At 42.7% G+C, this 23,003-nt stretch carries 25 protein-coding genes and 1 pseudogene; 6 read left to right on the top strand and 20 right to left on the bottom strand.

Annotation, left to right across the window (positions count from 1 at the left end):
• Positions 1 to 7: 7 nt before the first annotated feature.
• Positions 8 to 790 (bottom strand): glutamate racemase, encoded by a 783-nt coding sequence (gene murI, locus C0V70_RS10340; RefSeq protein ID WP_133566787.1) that lies wholly within the window; start codon positions 788 to 790, stop codon positions 8 to 10.
• Between the two features lie 74 nt (positions 791 to 864).
• On the opposite strand from murI, the gene C0V70_RS10345 reads away from it, so the two are divergent.
• A complete protein-coding gene (locus C0V70_RS10345; protein WP_102243789.1) occupies positions 865 to 1,611 on the top strand; it encodes a hypothetical protein in 747 nt (248 codons plus the stop codon).
• 1 nt (position 1,612) lies between these two features.
• Here the strand turns inward: C0V70_RS10345 and nth are convergent, their stop codons facing one another.
• Complete coding sequence (gene nth, locus C0V70_RS10350; RefSeq protein WP_102243790.1) at positions 1,613 to 2,266, bottom strand: endonuclease III; 654 nt, start codon at positions 2,264 to 2,266, stop codon at positions 1,613 to 1,615.
• 133 nt (positions 2,267 to 2,399) lie between these two features.
• Between nth and C0V70_RS10355 the strand changes: the two genes are divergently transcribed.
• The 3 genes from C0V70_RS10355 to C0V70_RS10365 are packed head-to-tail and all read left to right on the top strand — an operon-like array spanning position 2,400 to position 3,703.
• The gene (locus tag C0V70_RS10355; protein WP_102243791.1) at positions 2,400 to 3,125 is read left to right on the top strand and encodes a protein-glutamine glutaminase family protein; all 726 of its coding nucleotides are present in this window, start codon (positions 2,400 to 2,402) and stop codon (positions 3,123 to 3,125) included.
• Positions 3,126 to 3,422 (top strand): hypothetical protein, encoded by a 297-nt coding sequence (locus C0V70_RS10360; protein WP_102243792.1) that lies wholly within the window; start codon positions 3,126 to 3,128, stop codon positions 3,420 to 3,422.
• A gap of 32 nt (positions 3,423 to 3,454) precedes the next feature.
• Positions 3,455 to 3,703, top strand: a complete 249-nt coding sequence (locus tag C0V70_RS10365; RefSeq protein WP_102243793.1) for a hypothetical protein — start codon at positions 3,455 to 3,457, stop codon at positions 3,701 to 3,703.
• 3 nt (positions 3,704 to 3,706) lie between these two features.
• Here the strand turns inward: C0V70_RS10365 and C0V70_RS10370 are convergent, their stop codons facing one another.
• The 11 genes from C0V70_RS10370 to C0V70_RS10420 form a co-directional block, all read right to left on the bottom strand.
• On the bottom strand, positions 3,707 to 4,849 hold the full coding sequence (locus C0V70_RS10370) for a TadA family conjugal transfer-associated ATPase (RefSeq protein WP_102243794.1): 1,143 nt from the start codon (positions 4,847 to 4,849) through the stop codon (positions 3,707 to 3,709).
• 14 nt (positions 4,850 to 4,863) lie between these two features.
• On the bottom strand, positions 4,864 to 5,424 hold the full coding sequence (locus C0V70_RS10375) for a hypothetical protein (RefSeq protein WP_102243795.1): 561 nt from the start codon (positions 5,422 to 5,424) through the stop codon (positions 4,864 to 4,866).
• A gap of 126 nt (positions 5,425 to 5,550) precedes the next feature.
• Positions 5,551 to 5,823 (bottom strand): hypothetical protein, encoded by a 273-nt coding sequence (locus C0V70_RS10380; RefSeq protein ID WP_102243796.1) that lies wholly within the window; start codon positions 5,821 to 5,823, stop codon positions 5,551 to 5,553.
• Between the two features lie 3 nt (positions 5,824 to 5,826).
• Complete coding sequence (locus C0V70_RS10385; protein WP_158649646.1) at positions 5,827 to 7,623, bottom strand: S8 family peptidase; 1,797 nt, start codon at positions 7,621 to 7,623, stop codon at positions 5,827 to 5,829.
• A 14-nt stretch (positions 7,624 to 7,637) separates the two neighbouring features.
• Positions 7,638 to 8,915 carry a hypothetical protein gene (locus C0V70_RS10390; protein WP_102243798.1) on the bottom strand — a complete coding sequence of 426 codons (1,278 nt, stop codon included), beginning with the start codon at positions 8,913 to 8,915 and terminating at the stop codon, positions 7,638 to 7,640.
• A 7-nt stretch (positions 8,916 to 8,922) separates the two neighbouring features.
• On the bottom strand, positions 8,923 to 9,906 hold the full coding sequence (locus C0V70_RS10395) for a hypothetical protein (RefSeq protein WP_133566786.1): 984 nt from the start codon (positions 9,904 to 9,906) through the stop codon (positions 8,923 to 8,925).
• A 72-nt stretch (positions 9,907 to 9,978) separates the two neighbouring features.
• Positions 9,979 to 10,602 carry an Hsp20 family protein gene (locus tag C0V70_RS10400; protein WP_102243800.1) on the bottom strand — a complete coding sequence of 208 codons (624 nt, stop codon included), beginning with the start codon at positions 10,600 to 10,602 and terminating at the stop codon, positions 9,979 to 9,981.
• A gap of 1 nt (position 10,603) precedes the next feature.
• Positions 10,604 to 10,915, bottom strand: a complete 312-nt coding sequence (locus tag C0V70_RS10405) for a YqfO family protein (RefSeq protein WP_102243801.1) — start codon at positions 10,913 to 10,915, stop codon at positions 10,604 to 10,606.
• A gap of 82 nt (positions 10,916 to 10,997) precedes the next feature.
• Positions 10,998 to 11,708, bottom strand: coding sequence for an FKBP-type peptidyl-prolyl cis-trans isomerase (gene bamJ / locus C0V70_RS10410; RefSeq protein ID WP_102243802.1), 711 nt, complete (start codon positions 11,706 to 11,708; stop codon positions 10,998 to 11,000).
• Between the two features lie 77 nt (positions 11,709 to 11,785).
• A complete protein-coding gene (locus tag C0V70_RS10415; RefSeq protein ID WP_102243803.1) occupies positions 11,786 to 12,535 on the bottom strand; it encodes a 5'-nucleotidase, lipoprotein e(P4) family in 750 nt (249 codons plus the stop codon).
• Positions 12,536 to 12,553: 18 nt separating this feature from the next.
• Positions 12,554 to 13,042, bottom strand: coding sequence for a ribonuclease H family protein (locus C0V70_RS10420; protein ID WP_102245485.1), 489 nt, complete (start codon positions 13,040 to 13,042; stop codon positions 12,554 to 12,556).
• Positions 13,043 to 13,272: 230 nt separating this feature from the next.
• On the opposite strand from C0V70_RS10420, the gene C0V70_RS10425 reads away from it, so the two are divergent.
• Together C0V70_RS10425 and C0V70_RS10430 are read left to right on the top strand one after the other, a co-directional pair.
• A complete protein-coding gene (locus tag C0V70_RS10425) occupies positions 13,273 to 13,767 on the top strand; it encodes a 6-pyruvoyl trahydropterin synthase family protein (RefSeq protein WP_102243804.1) in 495 nt (164 codons plus the stop codon).
• 9 nt (positions 13,768 to 13,776) lie between these two features.
• Positions 13,777 to 14,463, top strand: coding sequence for a M14 family zinc carboxypeptidase (locus tag C0V70_RS10430; RefSeq protein WP_102243805.1), 687 nt, complete (start codon positions 13,777 to 13,779; stop codon positions 14,461 to 14,463).
• Positions 14,464 to 14,471: 8 nt separating this feature from the next.
• Here the strand turns inward: C0V70_RS10430 and C0V70_RS10435 are convergent, their stop codons facing one another.
• From C0V70_RS10435 to nusA, 7 genes and pseudogenes are all read right to left on the bottom strand, one after another.
• Positions 14,472 to 15,272 (bottom strand): hypothetical protein, encoded by an 801-nt coding sequence (locus C0V70_RS10435; RefSeq protein WP_102243806.1) that lies wholly within the window; start codon positions 15,270 to 15,272, stop codon positions 14,472 to 14,474.
• A gap of 136 nt (positions 15,273 to 15,408) precedes the next feature.
• A complete protein-coding gene (locus C0V70_RS19160; RefSeq protein WP_208107823.1) occupies positions 15,409 to 16,260 on the bottom strand; it encodes a ferredoxin in 852 nt (283 codons plus the stop codon).
• Between the two features lie 119 nt (positions 16,261 to 16,379).
• Complete coding sequence (locus C0V70_RS10445; protein WP_208107822.1) at positions 16,380 to 17,240, bottom strand: transporter substrate-binding domain-containing protein; 861 nt, start codon at positions 17,238 to 17,240, stop codon at positions 16,380 to 16,382.
• Positions 17,241 to 17,336: 96 nt separating this feature from the next.
• Positions 17,337 to 18,305, bottom strand: coding sequence for a pseudouridine synthase family protein (locus C0V70_RS10450; protein ID WP_158649647.1), 969 nt, complete (start codon positions 18,303 to 18,305; stop codon positions 17,337 to 17,339).
• A 6-nt stretch (positions 18,306 to 18,311) separates the two neighbouring features.
• Positions 18,312 to 18,674, bottom strand: coding sequence for a 30S ribosome-binding factor RbfA (rbfA, locus tag C0V70_RS10455; protein WP_102243808.1), 363 nt, complete (start codon positions 18,672 to 18,674; stop codon positions 18,312 to 18,314).
• Between the two features lie 5 nt (positions 18,675 to 18,679).
• Positions 18,680 to 21,547 (bottom strand): annotated as a pseudogene (gene infB, locus C0V70_RS10460) (translation initiation factor IF-2); the annotation flags it as partial.
• A 43-nt stretch (positions 21,548 to 21,590) separates the two neighbouring features.
• Positions 21,591 to 22,997, bottom strand: a complete 1,407-nt coding sequence (gene nusA, locus C0V70_RS10465; protein ID WP_102243810.1) for a transcription termination factor NusA — start codon at positions 22,995 to 22,997, stop codon at positions 21,591 to 21,593.
• Between the last annotated feature and the right edge of the window lie 6 nt (positions 22,998 to 23,003).

Genomic DNA, 23,003 nt, shown 5'->3' on the forward strand with positions numbered 1-23,003 from the left:
AAAATCCTTATTTTTTGAAGGGGTAATAAAAATCAGAGCGATTTTTTTTCACCCACTCGGGTTTACTGCTTGAATAAAATTCAAAAGTCTCACTTATATCACCGGGCACTTCTCCCGGCTTGACTGAAAGCTCTCTCACTCTTTGGGCCACATAAGGGCAAGGTGAAAGTGTTTTAAGTTTTAATACATCTTCAATTTTGTTTCTGACTAACGGGTAATGCGTGCACCCCAAAATAGCGTGCGTATACTGCTTGCCTTGAAGTGGTTCTAACTCACTCACTAAAAGCTTATCGAACTCTCCCTCATACTCGGGATGTTTATAGAGCTCTTCCACCATGCGGGCCAGGTTTTGTAGAGAATAATGGTCAATAAAACCTTTTGGGTCAAGACGCTCCTTTAACCGCTTAAAACGCTCAGACTTTCCTGCTGAAACGGTTGTCAGCACCGCCATCTTAGAAGGGCCGGTTTCTTTGTAGTAAGCGTTCAGGTAAGGCTCTACGCCGACAAAAGGCATCTGCGGATAAGCGGCCCGCAGGGCATCGATACTAACAGCTGTCGCGGTATTGCACGCCACAACAATCATCTCCACTCCCTGAGAAATTAACTCGTCAGTAATGACAAAAGTTCTTTGATTAATGTATTCGTCGGTTTTGGGACCGTAGGGAGCATGAGCATCATCGCTGTAGTAAAAATACTCTGCTTCTGGAAAAGCTTTAAGGAGTTCATTGAGGACACTAAATCCACCGATACCAGAATCAAAAACGCCGATCTTATGCTTAGGTGCATTCATTTTTTTGTCCACAATCTCCTTCACTCGGACTATCTTAAACAAAGATTTTATTATTGTTAAGTGGAAAACCCTACATGCTATCGAACCTTTTTAAGAAAAACACCTATAAGGCGCTTGAGTCTTTCTATTTAAAAGAGAACTCCCATGAAAACTTAAAGAGCTACACCTGGCTGGCCCTGGCCGTAAACCAAAGGACCATCGGTGGAAGCATGCTGACTAAAGAGTTGGTTTTATCCCAGGAAAACCCGAAGTCACCCAACTGCGCTCTTCAACTGGCCGAATTGGAAAAAGGAATCATTCACAACGTTTTTTTTGGCAGTAAAAAAATTTACAACGGCGAAATGTTAAACGACGATGAAATTAAAAACACGCGCGTGCTTTTTAATAATCTGCTTGATGCTTTTATCGAAAAAGAAATTCAGTTTTTTTCTGAGAATATGAATAAAAGCGAATTCTCTCCAAGGCAACTTGAGGCCGAAGAAAAAGCTCTCGAGTGGATGCGCGTGAGTTTTGAAGTGCTGACAAAAGCTGTGATGGAGAGCTTAACTAATCCTGAGTTTCTTTTTCAGACCACTTTTTTTGCCGGTATTAATCCAAAGAGCGGCAAAAGAGAAATGCGTTTAATGACATTTAATCTCGATATGACGTTTTTACTTTTAGACGACAATAATCTTCGCATTTTAATCTACAATAAAAAACCAACGGATAAACCGGAAGATTTAAAACCTGCTTTAATGGGTGATTATTCATTCAGAAAGCGCGAGATGTTCGACCAGTTTATTGGACTTCTCTCAGCTCTGAGATCTGGAATCCACGCCTAAATTATTTTTTTGTTTTCACCGGTTTTGTTTTAAGGAAATTCAGTGACGAACAAAGCTCACATGTAAGCCCATCACAACCGCGGGCCGTGCAATGCTCTCTTCCATAAAAAATAATCTGCAAGTGAAGCTTATTCCATTTTTCTTTGGGAAAAACTTTTTTTAAGTCCGCTTCTGTCTGCTCGACATTTTTTCCCGACGTCAGTCCCCAGCGCTGGGCCAGGCGGTGAATATGAGTGTCGACCGGGAAGGCCGGAACACCAAAACTTTGGGCCATCACCACCGAAGCCGTCTTATGACCAACTCCTGGCAGGGCCTCAAGGTCTTCGAAGCTCGCCGGGACTTCGCCTTTATGTTTGTCTAAAAGAATTTGAGAAAGCTCATGAATCGCTTTTGATTTTCTTGGAGAAAGCCCACAAGGTCTGATGATATCTTCAATCTCTTTAACCGAAAGCTTCACCATTTTTTCTGGAGTGTCGGCACGCTTAAACAAAAGTGGGGTAATTTTATTGACCCTCTCATCCGTACACTGGGCCGAAAGTAAAACTGCAATTAAAAGAGTATAAGAGTCCTTGTGATCCAAAGGAATCGGGGTCTCTGGGTATAATTGTTCTAATCTCTCGACGATGTAGTCTGCTTTATCTTGTTTTAAACTCATGCAATGATTATTTCAAAAGCCCCATTGCCTGTAAACCCAAATACCTGCCAAATACGCTCTGGAATAAGCAAAAAAATTGCGGAAAGAAATACTTAGATATTTAAAGATTCCCTATCTGGTTTAGAATAGTTGAATGATAAAGGTCCTTCTCTTATTGACCCTGATTTTAAGCACAACATTTCAAGCGGCCCCTGCTGCAACTCTTGCTCGTCAGATCAAGTCACTCCCGGGTGTTTTAAAAAATGCAGGCTCACCTCCGGCCGATTTAAATTGCAATGGCTCACTAGAAAATCAAAGTCTAACCTCTACTCTTTACTCTCCTCACAATAGAAAAAATATCGAACTCACAGTGCTCTCTCCAGAAAGAGCACGCGAGATTTTTACCACGTTAAAAAACGATGAAGACAACTCTTTTAATTACCCGGCCGACGGCTGTTATGCCAGAGCTCACCGCATGGCCATGGTGATGGATGAGATGGGTGTGATTTCCGGAAAAGCTTTTGTCGAAGGTGAACTCTTTGTCCAAACTTCTATGGGCGAAATTGGCTGGACTTATCACGTGGCCAGTTTAGTACTGGTAAAAAAAGATGGGAAACTCGTCCCGACTGTTTTTGACCCGGGACTTTTTGATCGCCCGGTTCCTTTTGAAGAATGGAAAGCACTTTTATTAAAAGATTCAAAATCCTCATTTCAAAGTGAGTACTTCACAAAAAGATTTAACTACGATCCTGATGCCCGTCATGATGATTTAGATCAATATAACGAAGAACAAGTCGAAGACATGAAGGCCGCAATTAAAGGCTTCTCGCGCTTAGGACATATGTTTGAATACATGGATAACAAGGAAAAAGGACAATAAATGAAATCACTGCTTGTCGTTGTTGCCTCAATGCTCTTTTCAACTCACCTCTCGGCGGAAACCATGAATAAGACTGAACTCACCGACTCTTTTACCGATCAGGTTAAGTCCGTTTCTGAGGAAGGTCATGATTTAGTGGTCAAATTTCACCGTCATGCGGCCATCTATAAGATAACCAAAGAACATCCGCAATTTAAGGAAATTAAAGCAAAGTTAGAAAAAGCTCAAAAAGTTGATCAAAAAATCAAAGTCGTTGCTATAATACCTTCTATGACGATTAAAGAGATCAAAGAATAGGCAAGGCCCACAAACGCTATGAGGAGAAGCTTGTGAAAATCGACGTTGTCCAAGATGCTAAAGACCACACTTACACCCTGACGATCAAAATCGACCAATTCAAGTCACTGCGCGATTATGAAGTCCTTCACAACCTGGTTAATGCCATTTCATTGGATTTTGACCTGGACCCGGAAATCACCGTGGAAGACTTAAAAAATATCGTTCATGAAGCTAAAAACGAAGAATCAACCGAAGTCACCTGTGAGATCGGGCCTGAAGGAATTGATATCGAGTTTTAGTTCTTAGGCCGCTTCTCCCTTATCACCTTTTAGTTTCTGGTTGTACCATTCAGGTGCAAGGAAATTGCTTTTTGGAAATGGAAGTTTGTTAACCACAATATCTTCAAAGAATGTCGGCACATAATTGCACGGAACCATCTCTCCAATATATTTTCCAGTGTCCGGGTCTTTTCCTGTTTGCACCCATCTGAAAATATCGCGCGAGATATAGTTTCCATTTTTATCGATACCGGTAATTTCTGAAATGTGAGACGTTCTTCTTCCCCCGTCGTGAAAGCGCGAACACTGAACGATAATCTGCATTGCAGAGCCAACCATCTTCCTTACGGCATCAGGTGGAATCTTAGTGTCGCCCATCAGACAGAGTGTTTCTAGTCGCGTACAGGCATCAACCGGATTGTTAGCGTGAACTGTTCCCATTGAACCGTCGTGACCAGTGTTCATTACCTGGATAAGATCGAGTGCTTCTTCTCCACGAACCTCTCCAACGATAATTCTGTCGGGACGAAGTCTCATGGCCGAAATAACCAGGTCGCGGATAGAGACTTCCGTCACTCCACGTTCAGCATCTGCTTTTCTTGTTTCGAAGTTTACAACGTGCTCAGCTTTTACCTGAAGCTCGGCCGCATCTTCGATAATAATCAGGCGTTGTGTTTTAGGAATGCGTGAACCTAAAACGTTCAGCATCGTCGTCTTTCCAGAACCCGTACCACCGGAAACAATAATGTTTTTCCCCAGGTAAATACAGATATCTAAAAATCTAGCGGCCTCTTTTGAAAGAGAACCAAAAGTAATTAAATCATTCAGTGTTAATTTTTCTTTTGAAAACTTTCTGATCGCTACCGTCGTTCCGTTTTTGGCCATCGGAGGCAAAACAACGTGAATACGAGACCCATCTGGAAGACGGGCATCAAGGCGAGGATTGTCCTTATCAATACGACGTCCCACCGACTGAGCGATTGCTCTCATCGCTGAGATAAGCGCTTCTTCATTGTGGAATTGGTTTTCAACTTTATAGACCAGACCTTTTTTCTCGATGAAAATTTCTTTCGGCCCGTTGATCATAACTTCGGAAACGCCAGCATCCTCAAGGAGATCCTTGATGGGATAGAGAAACTGGTCAATGGCGTCCTTAAATACTGACATACTTTACTCTCGTCCTAATCTTCCACCGTCGCTAAATCTCTGCTGCCAAAATCAATCATCTCACGAGGCTGATCTTTGGGAGTTTCACGATACTCAAGACGGTCGCGGTCTAAATCCATTATATCTTCTTTCAGGTCTTCGCGCTTAATCTGCACCCATTCACTAGGTGTGTCTTTTGGTCGCCAGACCTTCACCACATCAGAGGCAAGTCCTCGTCTTTGTGTCTCTGCCATATCGGAAGCTTTCTCTAAAACCATGACTCTCCCATTGAAAGTCAGATTCGGGCAATTAAATTGAAAAACCCCAACTTTATCAAAAAAGACCTCTGTTTCAGCAATCTTATCTTTACTTGGAGTCGAAAACGCATTTTTATCCGGGATACTAAAACAAGCCGAATCCACCCCTACGGCCGTAATGAAAAAGCGAACTTTCTCGCCCTTGTAAACGACAATACGGTTGGGATAAAAGCCTTCTTTACCAATGATAATGGCCTGTTCACGGTAAGGAACATCGAGCTTATTACCTTTAAAGTACGTCTCTTCCAAAGCAAAGGCCCTTTGGTAGAAAACGGCCATGACGGCGACTAATCCTAAATAAGTTAACTTTTTAATAAAAACCTCGAGCGTTTATTAATTCTCTCGAAGCTTATCGGTATCCGAGTGGATAACTTTAGTCGGACAAAATGCCCACATTCTGTGGAGTTACTTCTGGGCCTTGTAAGGAAGATTGGGTTGAACGCTGATGTCTTTGCCCAGAGTCTCACTAAGTTTTTTAAGACCCGGGTCTTTTTCGTACTTAATCAGGTAAACACCAGGGCCCAACGCTTGCATCTTTTGTGGAGGAAATTTTTCAAGCTTTAAGGCCAAGGCCTCTTTGTTTTTCGTGTTTTTGATCGTGACAATATACTCTCCTTCGAGTGGTTTTTTAAAACCAAGCAACAGAAGGAGAATAAAACTAAAAACTATTTTTTTCATTTTTTATGGAAGGATATTGGCCGCTCCACCAAGAGGGGCCTGGATGTAATTTAGTGCACCCACTGCACTCACCGATCGGCCGGTTACTGTCTTTCCGGTCAAAGAGGATTGAGCTGTCCCACCCATCTTAATTGACTTCGCGACTTCCTCGTAAGTGTAATCTGGATTGTAAGCAAAAATCATTGCTGCCACTCCGGCCACATGAGGTGCGGCCATCGAAGTTCCGCTGATAACATTGTAGCTGGTCGTATTTAACGTCAGTGTATCAATTGAAAAGACACTGATATTGGCACCTAAATCAGTTCCAGAACTATCAGTTAAAAGATTAAACCCCACACTCACTGTCGAGCCGATGTGTGAGCTCAAGTCGTATTCTTGAGGAAGCGCATAACCATCTGTTGATCCCGTAAAAGAATCAAGCACAGTTCCCCCTGACATCGGATCTCCAGAGCCTGCTTTTTTATTAATCGTCACGTAGTCAGCGTTATTTTCCAAATCATACATGGCATAGAAATTAACTGTCGCTGCTGCAACAGATGAGCTGATAGAGAAAGCTTTCCATGCTCTGGCATCATTGTTGTTAACATATCTCGCGCTCGAGTAATTATAATTTGACGGATTCACCAGACAGGCCGTCGGCGAACCAAAGTTAAGTGATTTATAGGCCCATGGACTTCCCGCAGTGCTGGTAAAATTCCATCCGCTGGTCAATGAATCTGACACTGAAGCATTTGTTCCCGGCCATGTGCTGACAATATTCACACCGGGAGCACCGACATCAACACTTGTTGTTCCATAGTTTGAAAAAGAGGCCAGTGAATAATTCTGAGTTAAGGCGGCCACGCAAATAACGTTGGCCTGAGTGAAGTTGCATGGGTACATCGGAAGTGATTCGTTGTTAGTTCCATCATTTCCTGCTGCCGCTACAATTAACACTCCATGGTTTTGAGCGTAATCAATCGCTGCACTGTAAGCAGCATCATAGCTGTCTCCACCCAAACTCATATTGATGACTTTGGCCCCATTATCAACCGCAAAATAAATTCCGGCCACAATGCCGGCCGATGTACCACTTCCAGTAGTTCCTAAAACTCTCACGGCCATCAAGCTTGATCGCCAGCACACTCCGGTTGATCCCACACCGTTGTTTCCGCGCGCCCCAATCGTTCCGGCCACGTGTGTACCGTGACCACTTAAATCCATTGGATCGTTATCGTTATCAACATAGTCATAGCCGTGGTTAGGATACGATCCACCACCATTCCACATATTAGATGAAAGGTCTGAGTTGTTGTAATTGATTCCCGTATCCAGAACTGCCACAGTGACAGAAGAACAATCGGTGATTGTGTTCCAGGCGTACTCCGCCTGCATATCTCTTCCGGCAACACCAGGGTTGTTAGTGCTTGAAGGAGTATCTTTTCCACCGGCCGTCGTAATTGTTTGTGCCGTATTTTTTAATCCCCAAAGTTGGCCGTAACGAGGGTCATTGGGAACAGCTAAAGCTTTATAGATATAATTAGGCTGAGCGTATTCAACATCCGGGTCATTTTTAAAATCTAAAATCGCCTGCTTCATATCTGTCTGACTGACTAGTTTGACTCGGACCAGACCACGATTGTAGCGGGCCAGTCTTTTGTGCCCTTCTCTTTCAATAGAAATTTTCTGATTGTTTGCAGAGACTGAAGATTTATACTTCACCAGGATTTCCCCTGGGACATAATTAAGTTTGGCCGCTTTGGCAAAAGCATCCACATTTAACAAACTCAATGACAGGCACATCAGTATTTTAAATTTCATCTTATCCATCCTTCCTACGGCAAGTTCACTGAGAACTCGACCGAAGGCAAGCTCTGTGAGCCGCTGCTTGATCCTGGTGCATTTAAACTTGAATAGGCGACAACTTTAAAGAATGTCGATCCTTTTAATAAATTCGTCATCACTGTCGACGTCGGTGAAAGAGGCCCTCCAGCATAAGGAACATCGACATAAGTCGCCGTGCTCACATCAAAGCTTGAAGTGCGGCTGTAATAAACGCGGTATCCTCCACCTGCTTGGTTAACTGCCTTTTCATGATTGGCACTCCAACTGATTTCGACAGAGGGAGCTGGCCCCACATAAGAGTAATAAACCAGTGCACTCGAACAAGCACTCGTTCCAATGATGTTGGCAGAGTTCGTATAAAAGCCGTAAGTCCCCACTGCAAGTGCTGAGACAGTAATTTGTACTGATGTTGATGTGGCATAGGCACTTCCTACAACGCTCGAACATCCCGAATCAGTATAAAGATAAACAGTGTCACCGTTGGCCACACCATTAGCTAAAATGACAGGTGTTGCTGAATAATTGGGCGTGATCGTCGGGGCATAGAGTGAAAGCATCGAAGCTGTGTTAGGCATTACACCTGTGTACTCATACATTAAAAGAGCACTCGAACACGACCCCGTTCCCAACGAGTTCGTACTGTTGCTGTAAAACATGTGCGTGCCAGGGGCCAGTGGATTCGTTGTAATCGTTGCACTTGTTCCCACGGCCACTGCACTTCCATAAGAAAGTGTACATGCTGAATCAATATAAATATTGGCCGTCTCGCCTGATAAAAGTCCAGTCAACTGAATCGTCGGGGTTGAGTCCGTGCTTGGAGATGAGGCCGGTGAAAGAAGAGTCATCCCCGTTGCCGTCTTGGGAGCGACTCCCAGGTATTGATAAGTCAGAAGGGGCCCTGAACAAGTGCTGCTTTCAAATTGGTTCGTGCTTCTTGTATAAAGAGAATAAGTTCCCACGCTCAATGTAGATAAAGTCACAGAGACTGTTGCGGCCGAAGCCACTCTTGAGCCGACAATAGCGCTGCAAGATGAATCGCGATAAATTTGCACTGTCTCGCCTGAAACAACGCCAGAAACCTGTACTGTAGGAGTTGAAACAAATCCTGGAGAGCTCGCCGGATTCACCAGAATCATCGAGGTACCGGTTGTCGCTTTAATCGGCGATCCACCAGGCGTATTAAAAGTAAAACCACCAAGCTTGGTGGTCTCCGGCTTACAGGCCGAGAGTATAAGAAGTGAGGTCAATAGTAGAAAATTATTTTTCATAAACACTCTATTTAAAATAATATTTCACGCCAAAGCTCAGGTAGTTGTTGTTGTAACCCATTCCCGTCTTAAAATCTGATCCACTTGAATCAGAAAACGTCATGCTCTTTTTTCCCATGTACTCAAAACCCAAAATCCCGGCAATCGCCCAGTGCGAATTCAGGTGGTACTCTAACCCTGCTTCCAATAAGGCCGCTGGAGATAATGAACTTTTTAATTCATAAGTTGAAATCTCATCAGTCATCGTCGATGTCATCATCGATACACCTAAATAGGCAGCGACCATTGGCTTCCATGTCCCGTAATCAAATAAGAACTTGTAGCCAGCGTAGAAATTTTTAAATGAGTCTTCATATGTCCACGACCCATTTTGTGAAATGCCGGTGTTCACATCTGTCAGTGAGAGTGTATCCGATTTCTGTCCGCTCAATAGGCGCACTTTAAAGGCCAGGAAACGCTCTTGTTTAAGTTTGTATCCAAACCCTAAAGACAGAAGCATTCCTGCTTTATAAGTACTTTCTTTGGCACTTCCCCAGCTCACCGGGTTGCCTGAAGATGAAGTCGGGAAAATGCTGTTGTAATCTTCACCCACAGGAGCATCGTCCATCATTTTCACAATGCCAGTTTCGAGTTCGAGGTAATACTTATAAGAATTGAATTTTTCCTGCTCAGTGTATTGGCGAGCTTCTTTTTTAAACTCATGCCCGTTAAGACGATTTTTTACTCGCCTGGCATCCACTGAGACCACGCAACTTTCTTTAGTCACATAAATGCGATCAAACTGTTTAAACGCTACCATCGCAGGGTTCTTTGGAAGTCTTCTGATTTGTAAAACGGTATCGGAAAACGGCGAGCTATCGACAACTTCGAGTTTGCCATTGTTTAAAACTTTGAGCTCACAGCTTTTGAGATTATTGAGATAATAGACATCTTCGGCAAAGACATTTGCCGAGAGAAAAATCATAAGCCCTGCAATTAAAATCCTGGTCATCCATCTATTATCCGCTAAATGGAAAACCATTCAAGTAGGAATAGATGGACACCTCTTACACGTCTAGAAAGACTAGATTTTCAGGTCATCATTTGCTGGAGTCACAGGGACGCGGTCATTTTTTGGAGCTTCTTCACCCTTTACTTTGACCTTACTCGTTGGCGACGAACTCTTAGAAGAGCTCTTTCCGATAGCTAAGCGCTTGAACTTAATCAGCACTTCTCCATCTTTATTTTCAAACTCTGGGTTTGTTTGATCGACATCGTCAGGTAAAGAGAAACTGCGCTCAAAGCTGGTCTTTCTAGTCGACTTATTTTTCCCTGTCCCCTGAGTGGCAACAACGTCCCCTTTAATCTTGATCATCCCTTGCTCAATTTTAATATCGAGTGGATGATCTTTGGCCTGCTGGACTTTGAGTTTTAAAATTTTTTGTGTGTCCGTCACCACCCAGTCGTACTGGCCGATTACAGGTGATTCAAAATCAGACATATCAAAATCAGGGCCGGCAAAACGTTTCATCATTTCGCGCATACGGTTTTCGAACTCACCCATATTAGAGTCATCCATCAGCGACTTAAGCATTTCTTCGCGCGCTTTCATAATCTCATCAATCTGGCGCTGAAACTGATCATCAGCAGATGTTTGAGCAAAAGCATTGGCGCTCATAAGGGCACAGAGTAAAATCCATTTTTTCATTTTAGACCTCTACACATTTTATCACATCATAGGCCACAGTCTCATAGGGATGAGCTTTTTTTAAGGCCATCACTGCTTCTTTAACTATAGTATCATCCATTACCATTTCAACCCTAAGCTCTTCAACTTTTTCTATAACGCCCACGTTTCCAATAGTTGGATTTGCGCCCTTGAGGGCCCTGAATTGGCCGACACCTCTGGTTTCAAAAGAGCATGAGTCATAGTTGCCAATCTTTCCTACACCGGCAGCAAATAAGGCGGACTTTACTTTCTCAGCTGAATCTACTGGAACATAAAAAGTTAATTTGTGCATAAGTTACTCCTCCAAAAACAAAAAAGCCTCCACTGAGAATATCAGGGAGGCTTCTTTTTATTTTTTTAGATGAATCTAAAAATTATTTTTTCTTCATTGCTGGAGCAGCTGGTGCCGCAGCTTCTTGTCCTTTTTCAATTCCAAGAAGTTCAACTTCGAAAATCAGAGTTGCACCACCAGCGATTTTTGGTGGAGCACCAGCGTCGCCGTAAGCAAGCTCAGATGGGATAACGAATTTTGATTTCCCACCAACTTTCATAGTTTGAAGACCTTCAGTCCATCCACGGATAACTCTGTTAAGCGGGAAAGACACTTCTTGTTTTCTTTCAACAGAAGAATCAAATACCGTTCCGTCGATTAAAGTTCCATGGTAGTGAACTTTTACAACGTCAGTTTCTTTTGGTGATGGTCCTGTTCCTTCTTTGATTACTTTATAAGCTAGACCAGAAGCAGTTTTAGTTGCTCCTTCTTTGCTTACGAAGTTATTTAGGAATTCAATTCCTTTTTTCTTAATTTCGCCAGCTTGTTTTTCCATTCTAGCTTTGAACATATCCTGGATTTTTTGCTGGTATGCCATTGGATCAACTTTTTGTTTCTCACCTTTAGCAGCGTCTCTTAGACCAGCTGTAAGTGAATCGATTTCTGCGTCAGTCATGTTTAACTGAGTTAAACGTGATCCAAACATTGTCCCGATAGCGTAGAACGTTTTTTCTTCTTCAGTCTTTGGATCCTTTCCTTTAGAACATCCAAAGGCCATTGCCCCAACTAGAGCGAGTAATAGCACCTTTTTCATGATTGTCATTCCTTTGTATGATGGTGAACGATTTTGTTTACTCTAATACGTTAATGCCCCTTCGCTTAAAGATCAAGCTAAGGCTCATCTTTTAAAAGCTCAATTCTTGTCTTGTCCGCAGGCAGTGCTCTCTCCCAATCTCCGTACAAAGGATTTGGAAGCATAATAAATCTTTGCCCAAACTCGCTTCTCATTTGATCAACAAGCGCATTTCGCTCTGCGACGCTCTTTTTTTCGAAGGCCTGGTGGAAGTCCGTCAGGTTGTCCCCAACCAGCATCACGATGTCGTACTTCTTAAGCACTTCTTGTCTTCTAGGCTCTTTAGTGTGCTCAGTCCCCATGAGCATTAAGTTTTGTTTTTTAACTGGAAAACCCTGTGCCACAAGGTTAGTCATTGTGTCGTCGAACATCTCAACTCTTCTGTTTGAGATGTAGAAGACTTCAACCTGGCGATCAACTAAGAACTTGATAAAATCAAGAGCGCCTGGAATCGCTACCGCTTTTTTAAGTTTTACCCAGTCAGCGAAGTGACTTTCTTTCCATGAAAGACCTTCTTTAATTTCGTTTGCTCCACCGAATGAGTTATCTAAAACTGTCTCATCGATATCAAAAACAACTGCGCGCTTTCTGTTGTGTTTATTTTCCAGCTCGCGTTCAATTTTTTCTTTAGCAATGTTGTAAGCTTGGTAAGTAAGCGCACGGTACTCGCCACTTGTTTGTTGCCACAGATAAGCACCGATTTGGTACTCGCGTGGATTGGTTTTTGTTGGCTGGCCAGAGCAAGCGCTCAGTAGAGTTAAAAGCAATAACCCCGTCAGAACTTTCATTATTATCTCCTTATAAAACTAAAAACCCGCCTCATCTAAGGCGTGGTTGCACATTTGGTCGCACATTTCATTTTGCGGGTGGCCTGCGTGTCCTTTGACCCAGTGGAAAGTGATAGTGTCAAAGCGCGATTTAAGCTGATCGAGTTCGCGCCAGAGTTCCAGATTTTCAGGCTCTTTTCCATCGGCCTTTTTCCATCCGCGGTTTTTCCAGCCAGTCACCCAGCTCGTAATTCCTTCTGTGACATATTTCGAATCGCTATAAACAAAAACCGGGCTCAGTCGATCTGAAACCCCTTCTTCAATCCATTTCTCAATCAGTCCCTTAAGGCCTCTGATGACTCCCTCAAGCTCCATCTTATTGTTGGTTGTAGGAACATCAACTCCCGAAGATTTTAAAATAATTTCCCCTTGAGCGTCCTGAATCAGCACACCCCAGGCCCCGGGCCCCGGGTTTCCTCGACAGGCCCCGTCGGCAAAAATACCATAAGCACTTTTAAGCTCTCTCATCTCATCCGGCAGCGGAAATTTTGAATCCCAATTTAAGGCCTTAGCCTCTTTGGTATCCGGCAGGTCCTCACTTAGGCTTAGGAGTTTATCAATCGCCTCCACACCTTCTGGAAATTGGTCAAAAAGCGGGCGCAATTTTTTAAGAGTTTTAAGGACTTCTGATTTTTTCATAGGTTTAAATTCTAGTTTAAATAATACTCTTTTTAAAGCGATTATGTTATCACTTAGGGATGAAAACAGCATTTTCCATTCGCGTCTATAAACAGTATTTCAACTTCGCTTCTTCGCATTTCATGCTTTTTAAGGATGGAACAAGAGAGCCTCTTCACGGTCACAATTACCGCGTCCAGGTAAGAGGAAACGCTCCGGAGCTTGATGATGACATGGTTTTTGATTTCCTAAACATCAAGCCGATTGTGAGAAAAATCTGTGATTCTCTGGACCACAAACTACTGATCCCAAAAAATCACCCAAAAATTATCATCGAAGATAAAGAAAAGAACTATAATATTATCACTCCTGATGAAAGTGTCTTCAGCATTCCAAAGACAGATGTTCTTTTAATGCCGATTGAAAACACTTCAGCAGAAAGAATTGCTGCCTACCTAGCTCAGGAAATCAAGAGCGCGGTCTTTGCAGAATATAAATTTGAATTCAATGAACTGGAAATCGAAGTCGAAGAAACACCGGGACAATCAGCGGTGTATACACTTTTGAAGGAATAAGGAAAACGAATGAAATTCATCGAGCTGCCACATGGAACGAGTGTTAAGGGTGAAAAAATCGAAGCATGGAAGACGTCTTCTGATGCTCCAAAGTACAACTACATTTTAGGCGCCGTTCACGGCGACGAAGTCGAAGGTGCTCACCTCGCTAAAGAACTTTTTAAATGGCTAAAAGAAAACGACGAACTGAATATGCCAGTTGTTGTTGTTCCTGTCGTTAACGTTGATGGTTATAAAGCTGGAACGCGTGTAAACGCTAACGGTGTCGACCTCAACCGCAACCTGCCTTCATCTCAGTGGTCTCCAGAGGCGCGCGAAGCTAAATACTTCCCGGGAAAAGAGCCTCTTTCAGAGCCGGAAAACAAATTCCTGGTTGAACTCTTTAAAAAATATCCACCGAAGTTCATCATCAGCTTCCACTCATGGTACCCGGTTATTAACTATAACGGTGCTTGTAAAGAAGTGGCGGATTTCCTGGCCCAATATAACAAATACCCAATCGAAGCAGATTTCTTAACTCACCCAACTCCAGGCTCACTAGGAGAATTTGGACCGCAAGAGTTTAAGTCTCCAGTACTAACGTTTGAATGCCCTGTGCTTTCAGAGACAGTGACTCTTGAGAGTGTGTGGAAAGAAAATGAAGAAGCTTTCAAGAAGCTTTTTACGACTAACACCATCGAAACTTTTAAAGCTTAATTTGCGACTTATCGAAACGAATGGTTAAAATCCGAAAGGGTGTTAATCATTCGTTTTGAATCATTGGCGTGAACGTTTTCAGAAAGCGATCTCATCGTCACATTTTTAATGTCATTTGTCTCAATCACCGGCCTTCCATTGATCTTTCCCAAAACCGACACCTGCCCACGATATGGGTTCACTCCCACAATCACTCCATCCACTGCCCCACTCACTGCTCTATCGCCATAACAATACCCTTGGAAACAGCCCTTGCCGACTCCTACAGTCTTTAGAGCATACGTTCCGACACCAGTGTACTTGCTTGTTCCACCGACGAAGCTAATGGCCACTAAAGAACTCTTGGCATTCACTCCAACAATCAAGCCGTCAAAGCTTTTGTAAACAGCAGAGTCATTGGCGCAATAAGCTTCCACACAGCCCTTTCTCACCAGAGAGTCTTTCTGTAGATAGGTTTTAATCACCGAGTATTTATCGGATTCTTTTTTATGATTGATGGCCACGCCATCTTTTGAAACGCCGACGATGACACCCTCAAGGTTTCCCCCGACAGCTTTATCATTGACACAAAAATCTCCCGAGCACTCTTTACCTAAATAGACTTTTGAAATATCAAAAGTGGCCACTCCTTTTTTAGTTGTCGATCCCCCAGTGAAATCAATGGAGATTTTACTTTTACTGACACCGACAATACTTCCATCTGCATTGTCTGCAATCGCTCTATCGCCAACGCAAAAAGACTGCCCTTGATAATTTTCACAGGCAAAAGCTGACGAAAAAAAAAGAGAGAGAAAAATGAATCCTTTCATAATTTCACCAAAAAAAAGGCCCTCACCTGGAGGGCCTTAAAGTTACGAACATATCTGCCGAACTCTTTAAAATCTATTTTGCGTTTCACTCTAAACTGCACAGTAAAAATGCTCCTTTGAGCATTTTTTCGGCAGATTAACCTACCTTCGTAAACTTGATAACTTCAACCGGACAAGCTTCAGCAGCTTCCTGAACTTTTAATCCATCGTTCAAAGGAGCACCTGGGCGGATGATACAAGTTGAATCTGTGACTTCGAAAACTTCCGGGAAGATTGCTTCACAAGCGTCACAAACGATACACCCTGGCTCAATCCATACTTTTGAAATCGAAAAGTTCTCAACAGCAGGAGCGGCCGCACCACCACCAGCAGCTGCACCAGCAAACTCTCCAGCGAACATTGGATTCGTCGCCATCTTAAGTTGCTTAGCTGTCTTTGGAAGTGGAGGTGAAATGAAAGTTCTCTCTGGAATTTCAAATCTTGGTTTTTCTTTTGTTACAACAAACTTGCTCGCTACATCTTCAACAGTTTGTGTAGATTCGTTTCTCTTTGCTACGAAGTCTACTGCTTTAAAAGTTTGTTTGTGAGTGACATTGTCTTTTGTTGCCGTTACTTCAACTTCAATCGTTGCTTTATCAAGTGTTGAAGCTGTAAGGATTTTTTTAAGGTTCTCACCCATGTCTACATCGCGAGCGAAATCAAAGTCTGATCCGTCAAATTCGCGAGTGATATCTACTTCTGTTGGAGATCCAAACGGGTTGAATAAGTGAACGCGAACGCGGTCGAATTTTACCGGTTCAGCATCCTGATCCCATTTGAAAGCGAATGCAAAACCATTGTCACCTAAAGTTGATTTTAGGATTTCAATCTTCGGCCTTACAAAAAGAAAGTTCAGGGCACCAGATAGTAAACTAAGCGCTCCAATTCCTACTAATAGCCCGATCCCCATTAAAATCGCCACAGTCATGGCAATGTATGTTGTGCTCACTCAAACTCCAGTCAAATAATCAGTTATTGTATGGGCTTATTTTAACATAAGATTGCGAGATGTTTAGCAAAATGTGAGTGATTTCACGCCTCCTCTTACGACTCGTCGCAAAACTCAAATCAAAAATTATTGATGTCTACCCAAAGCTTCTTATTACTCAAAGGAGTCGCATCTGGAAGCAGCGGATTATCAATTTTAAAAAGCTTTCTCTTTCTTAGCTTCAGCGCCGATACTTGAGTCTTATAATACTGGTCAAATAGGCGCTCAAACGCTCCATTCTGCTGGATAATATCAATCCCTTCTTTCACGCGGGCGCGCAGTTTTCTGCCGTGTTCATTTTTAGCAAACCAAAAATAAGTCGGCAGCGGATAATAAAGTAAAATGTTTTCTTCAATCATCAAGTCAGGCATCTTATCTTTGCGCTTTTCAATCTCGTCGACCACCTCGGTTACCGAACGAGGGAAAGCGACGTAATCTCCCTTTAAGAGGCCTTCAAAGATCTTGTCGTAATAGACTTCTGTCTTTACCTTAAAGCCCGCTAGCTTCAAAATATCCACATCTCCCCATCCAGCTCCCTGGCCGAAGGTAAACTTTTTAAGTTCATCAAGGGTATTAATATTTTTAAAGAGGTCTTTATTTTTTTTATCGATTAAAAGCACGCGGTAACTAATCAAGCTGCGGTCAATTGGTATCCTGATGGGAAGAAATCTTTTTTCAAACTCTTTATTTGTTTCACGAATCATGATGTTGAGCTTACTGTTGCGCTTACTCAATTCGCGCAACTGCCTTTCCTCAGTCATAAAGACGCCGGCCTTAAGCGAATAAGCTCCATACTTTTTAGTAGTCGCATCTAATGAAGCTTTAAGAATACTCCAATGATAATTGTAGCGCACATCAAGAGGTGACTCTGGTGGGTGGTAGTAATACACCATCTCAGCATGAGTGATGCTGAAAAAAAGATGTATGAATAATGCAGACAATAAAGTGAAAATTTTCAAAGCAACTACCTTATGCTACGTATTTAAATACGTAATCATCCCTTAGTTTTACACGCTCATACTAAGTCAGCAAATGAATTACAGAAAAAGTGAAATGGCCAATTGCAAGTTAAAAATCGCGGCCAGCTCTTCGTTCAAAGGACGCGCTAAACCTAAAAGATGTGAGTCCTGATTATACACCCACAGTATGTTTTGCGATGAAATTAATTCCTGTTGTGAATCATAAACCAATTCTATCAAATCCAATTTGAGCCTCTGACCTTGAAGATATTTAGAGGTTTGTTCGCTGGTTAAACGAACTTTGTTAAGACGAAGAACCTGATCTAGCGGCCTTCCCCATTTTTCCAGATCAAACATTTCTCCTTTGATCGGCCAATCTTTTTGCCTGATTCCATTGGCAGAGGTGTTTTCTCCAATAGCTGTGCGCTCAAGGATTTGCAAGGCCCCATATCCACCTAGGAGTTCGGCCACTTCTTCAAAGAAGCTGCGAACATAGGTTCCTGAACTCACTGTGATTTCAAACTCCATCTCAGGGTATTCATAACGGGCAATTTTAAAATCTAATATTTCACGTTTTACTTTTTCTTTTTGAATCAATCGCCCGGCCAGCGCGTGCTCGTAAAGTCTCTTACCTTCAAATTTGGTAGCAGATACACTGTGAGGAGCTTGCCAGTACTCCCCCAAAAAATGCTTCGCCAATTTTTCTTCAAGCTCTTCTTTGGCCATTTTTTGAAATTCAACAGCAATATGTTTTTCAACATTCACAAGCGCCGTCAGGTCACCTGTGTCAGTTTTTCCACCGAAAATTCCGACCGCTCGGTAAGTTTTAGGAAGCAACTCATGGATGTAATCGTTGAGCCTCTGGGCCCCCTGAACGCCGATTAAAAGCACTCCTTCAGCAAAAGGATCAAGGGTTCCGAAGTGCCCGATTTTTCCGAAGTCGTATCCTAAATTTTTTTTGAAATGATGAACGATAGAAAAAGAAGAAGGTCCCACCGGCTTGTAGACATTAAAGACAAGTGGGATTTTCTGATAATCTGTTTTCACTGGGATTTATTCGTCTGAATCGTCTTGTTCTTTTTTTAGAAGATCCATAATCTTCTTTTCTTCTTCAAACTGATTGTCGTAGATAAAAGAAATCGCTGGTACGTGTCTGACTTCTAAGACTTTTGCCAGCTCTGATCTAATTCTTCCAGTCGCAGAATCAAGTGCTTTTTTTGCATCTCCACGCGTCCCTGAATCATAAGTGTCCCATGAAACAGTAGCATAGCCATAATCAGGAGAGAGCTCAACTTTTGTAATAGAGACTCTTTGCAATCTTGCATCACTAATAGAGCTACGAAGAAGGCCGTTGATTTCATTCAACAGCCTTTCTTCGTATTTTTCTTTTTTAAAATTGTTCGTTTTTTTTGCCATAAAAATTACAGTACAGGTTGAGTCGCTTTAGATCCAGACTGAGACATCCCAGCACTGTCTTCAAGTGTTCTTTTCTTCTGAACCATCATATAGGCCTCGAAAATATCACCTTGTTTAATGTCAGCGTATCCTTCAAGAGAGATACCACACTCGTAACCGTTCTTAACTTCCTTAACATCGTCTTTGAAACGTTTAAGAGAAGAAAGTTTCCCGTCGTGCATGATTTTCCCGTTACGAAGTAAACGAATCCCACACCCTTGAGCAATCTTGCCGTCGATAACGTAAGATCCGGCGATAACACCAGCTTTTGGAATGTTGAAGACTTCGCGAACTTCTGCGCGTCCAATGAACTCTTCCACGAACTCAGGGTCAAGAAGACCTTCAAGAGCAAGCTTAACGTCATTGATTAGCTCATAAATGATCGAGTAGTTCTTAATGTCGACACCTTTGTCTTCAGCTAATTTACGAGCTGAAGTGACTGGTCTCATGTTAAATCCGATCAAGAATCCAGCTGCTGTACTTGCCATCTGAACGTCAGAGTCCGTAATCGGCCCAACACCACCAGCAATAACTTTAACTGTAACTTCTGCGTTTCCAAGAGACTCAACAGCAGACTTAATCGCCTCGTATGAACCTTGAACGTCAGAGCGGATAATAAGGTTAAGAACTTTTTGCTCTTCACCTTCTTTAGAAGCATTCGAGAAGAAATCTTCCAGAGATACTTTTTTCTTTTCTGGAGTTGCCTGAAGAAGCTTTCTTTCGTTTACACGGTTTTCAGCAATCTTCTTAGCTTCTCTTTCGTTTTTAACGATGTTTAAGCGATCCCCTGGAGCTGGAGCTTCTTCAAGTCCCAGAACCTGAACCGGAGTCGAAGGTCCTGCTGATTGAAGCTGAACACCCGCATGATCGTTAAGCGATCTTGCACGTCCATAAGTTTCACCTACAACGATGTAATCACCTTTATTCAGAGTTCCCGTTTGAACCAGAAGGGTTGCCATTGGCCCTCTTCCTTGTTCAATCTTTGACTCGATAACCACTCCTTCAACAGCTCCTTTTGGATCTGCACGAAGATCTAAGATCTCCGCTTGAAGAAGGATGGCCTCAAGAAGATCATCGATCCCTTGAGACTTAAGTGCTGATACGTGAACGTATTGAGTTGTCCCCCCCCAGTCTTCTGGAAGAAGGTTGAACTCTGTCAGCTCTTGCTTGATTCTATCTGGGTTTACACCCGGCTTATCCATCTTGTTAACTGCGATAATGATTGGAACACCAGCGTTCTCACAGTACTTGATTGATTCTTTTGTCTGAGGCATTACCCCGTCGTCTGCAGCAACTACAAGAACGACGATGTCCGTTGCATTTGCTCCACGCTGTCTCATGGCCCCGAAGGCCGCGTGACCTGGAGTATCCAGGAAAGTCACAGTTTTTCCACCATCAACTTTAACTTGGTAAGCACCGATATGCTGAGTGATACCACCCGCTTCACCTGCTGCTACTTTGTCTTTTCTGATCGTATCAAGAAGAGTTGTCTTCCCGTGGTCGACGTGTCCCATGATCGCTACAACTGGTGGGCGAACCGGGAACTTGCTCTTTTGGTCTTCTGAAATAGCAGCTTTCCCGATGATTTTTTCTTCGTTGAAAGCTTTATCTTCAACTCTGTAGTTATAAAGTGCCGCGATGTCCGCTGCCAGCTTTGGACCTACGTAGTCTGTTTCTTTAACCAGAAGGTTTAGTTTTAGACATTCATCAAGAAGGTCTTTGAACTTCACACTCAACTTGTGTGCAAGATCACCCAGGACAACTCCTTTATGGATCTGAACAACACGTTTAGAATCTTTTACTTCAGTAATTTCTGTTTGCTGAGTTGGCCCCACGTAATCTCTCTTTCTCAAGATTTGAGTGTAAATCGGGCGACCGGTTCCACTTAAAGCTGTGTATGATTTAAGTTCTTCTTCCGCACGAGACATAGTCAGCGCTTGCGCTTTGCTGGCAATTGCTTTTTTCCCACTCATCATTGAAGCGAGACCGCCCATGCGTTTTTTGTTTTCTTCTTCTTTTTTACTTTCGTCGTCATCACCTTCAGCACCTGGAGCTGTAAAGCTCTTAGCTGCCGCTGCTGCTGCCTGGGCCTTAGCTGCCGCAAGTCTAGCCGCCTCTTCTTTCTCCTGCTTCTCTTTGAAGTTAGGATCTTTAGAAGGCGTGTACACCGGAGTAAAACGGTGTACGCGATCGATGCTTGAAGTCGCTTGAGCTTTTTTCTCTTCTCTTTGCGCTTCTTTATGAGCTTCTCTGTCGGCCGCTTTTCTCGTGATTACACCCGCTTCATTTGGAGTGTCTTTCTTCACTGGTTTTGAAACCACGCGAAGACCACCAGTTGCCTGCTCAGTTGACTCTTCAGCTTCTGCACTAAGTGTTTCAACTTCAACTTCTGGAGCTTCAGTTTCAACCGCTTCTTGAGCAGTCACTTCTCTTGCACTTTCTTCTTCGTCCTGTGCATCCATTTGCATTGTTTCTGATTCATCCATTTCAGAGTCATCAGTTTTACGACGGATTACAGTCACTTTCTTTTTTACAGTCGAAGCTTTTTTCGTTGTTTTCTTCTCAGCTTCCTCTCCTTCCGAAGTCTCAGCTGCTGTTCTTACAACAGTCTTCTTTTCAGTAGTCTTCACTGCTGCGGCAGGGGCCTTTTTGCGCACGACTTTTTTCTTAGCAGTCGTGTCTTCTTTGACTTCCTCTTCCTTTTTTACAGCGGCAAGATAACCTTCGACATCAGCGTCAGATAATTCAGTCATATGGTTTCTGACTGCGAACCCCTTCGCTTTTAGCGCTTCGACGAGGTCGAGTGGCGCCATATCTAATTCTTTTGCCAGTTCAAAAACTTTTTTAGGCATTATTAACTCCGTTTACATTCTTAACTTACTTCAGTTTGAAAGCTGCTAGTTCTTCTCTTAAGCGTCTTTCTGCTTCAGAGAACTTATCCTTTCCATCGGCCGATACTTCCTTATGCTTATCAAGGAGACCTTTATAAGCTGGAACAGCTGAAGCTGAAATTAATTCCTCTTCATCGTCCTCAAGGCTGATAGTTCCTTTTTCGATAGCGTCATGTGTATCTTTTAGGATTTGCTTAGCATCTGCTTCGTTTCCACTTAGGATTCCAGCTAGAGTCTCTGCATCCATTGCTGAAAGATCAGCAATCGACATGATTCCGTTTTGAACCATCATTTGAGCGCGGGCGTCTGAAACAGAAACAATCTGCATAAGACTTTCAACGGCCTTTTTAATCTTCTCTTGAAGTTTCGTTTTAGAAATAATGTTGATTTTGTACCCAGTTAACATCGCCGCCAGACGAACGTTTTGTCCACGTCTTCCGATAGCTAGTGATAGTTGGTCTTCTTCAACAACAACGTCCATTGAGTAGTTAGCGTGGTCAACCTGGATGTTTGAAATTTCAGAAGGAGCAAGTGCTGCTCTTGCAAAAGTTTCAATATCCGAGTTCCAACGAACGATATCGATTTTTTCACCTTGAAGTTCATTTACAACGTTTTGTACACGAGACCCTTTCATACCAACACAAGCTCCAACCGGATCGATTTCTCTGTCCGCTGTGTACACGGCGATTTTCGCACGTTGACCTGGCTCTCTTGCCGCTGATTTAATTTCGATGTTTCCATCCAGGATTTCTGGAACTTCAACTTCAAATAGTTTTACTAAGTACATTGGAGACGTACGAGAAAGACGGATTTCCGGCCCTCTGTTAGTCATGACTACTTCTGATAAGTAAGCCTGGATTCTATCCCCAGTTTTGAAGTTTTCACCAGGAATGATTTCTTTTCTTGATAAAATGGCATCAGACTTTCCAAGGTCAACGATAACGTTTCCTCTTTCATATCTTCTAGCGATACCAGTAACTAGTTCACCTTCTCTGTGTTTGAAATCAGAGAATAGGATTTCTCTTTCAGCATCTCTTACTTTTTGGAAGATGATCTGACGAGCTGTCTGAACGTCAACGCGTGTAAAGTTAGGATTTTCAATTCTGATCCCTAACTGGTCACCAACTTCTACTTCGCTGTCTAAGTTCTTAGCGTCTTTTAGAGTGATTTCGATAATTGGATCTTTTACAGATTCAACTACGTTTTTGTATTGATAGATTTCAATTTCGTCGTCTGCGTCGTTATAACGAGTTTCGTATTCACCTTGAATTCCAAATTTCTTTCTAGCTGTTACTAAGAAGGCCTGTTCAATAGCACGCACTACAACGCGCTTATCGATCCCACGGTCCTTTCCTAGAGTTTCAATCATTCTGCCTAATTCTGAAAAATTCATCTGAAC

Origin of the sequence: Bacteriovorax stolpii (genome assembly GCF_002872415.1) — a bacterium.
Classification (GTDB): Bacteria; Bdellovibrionota; Bacteriovoracia; order Bacteriovoracales; family Bacteriovoracaceae; genus Bacteriovorax; species Bacteriovorax stolpii.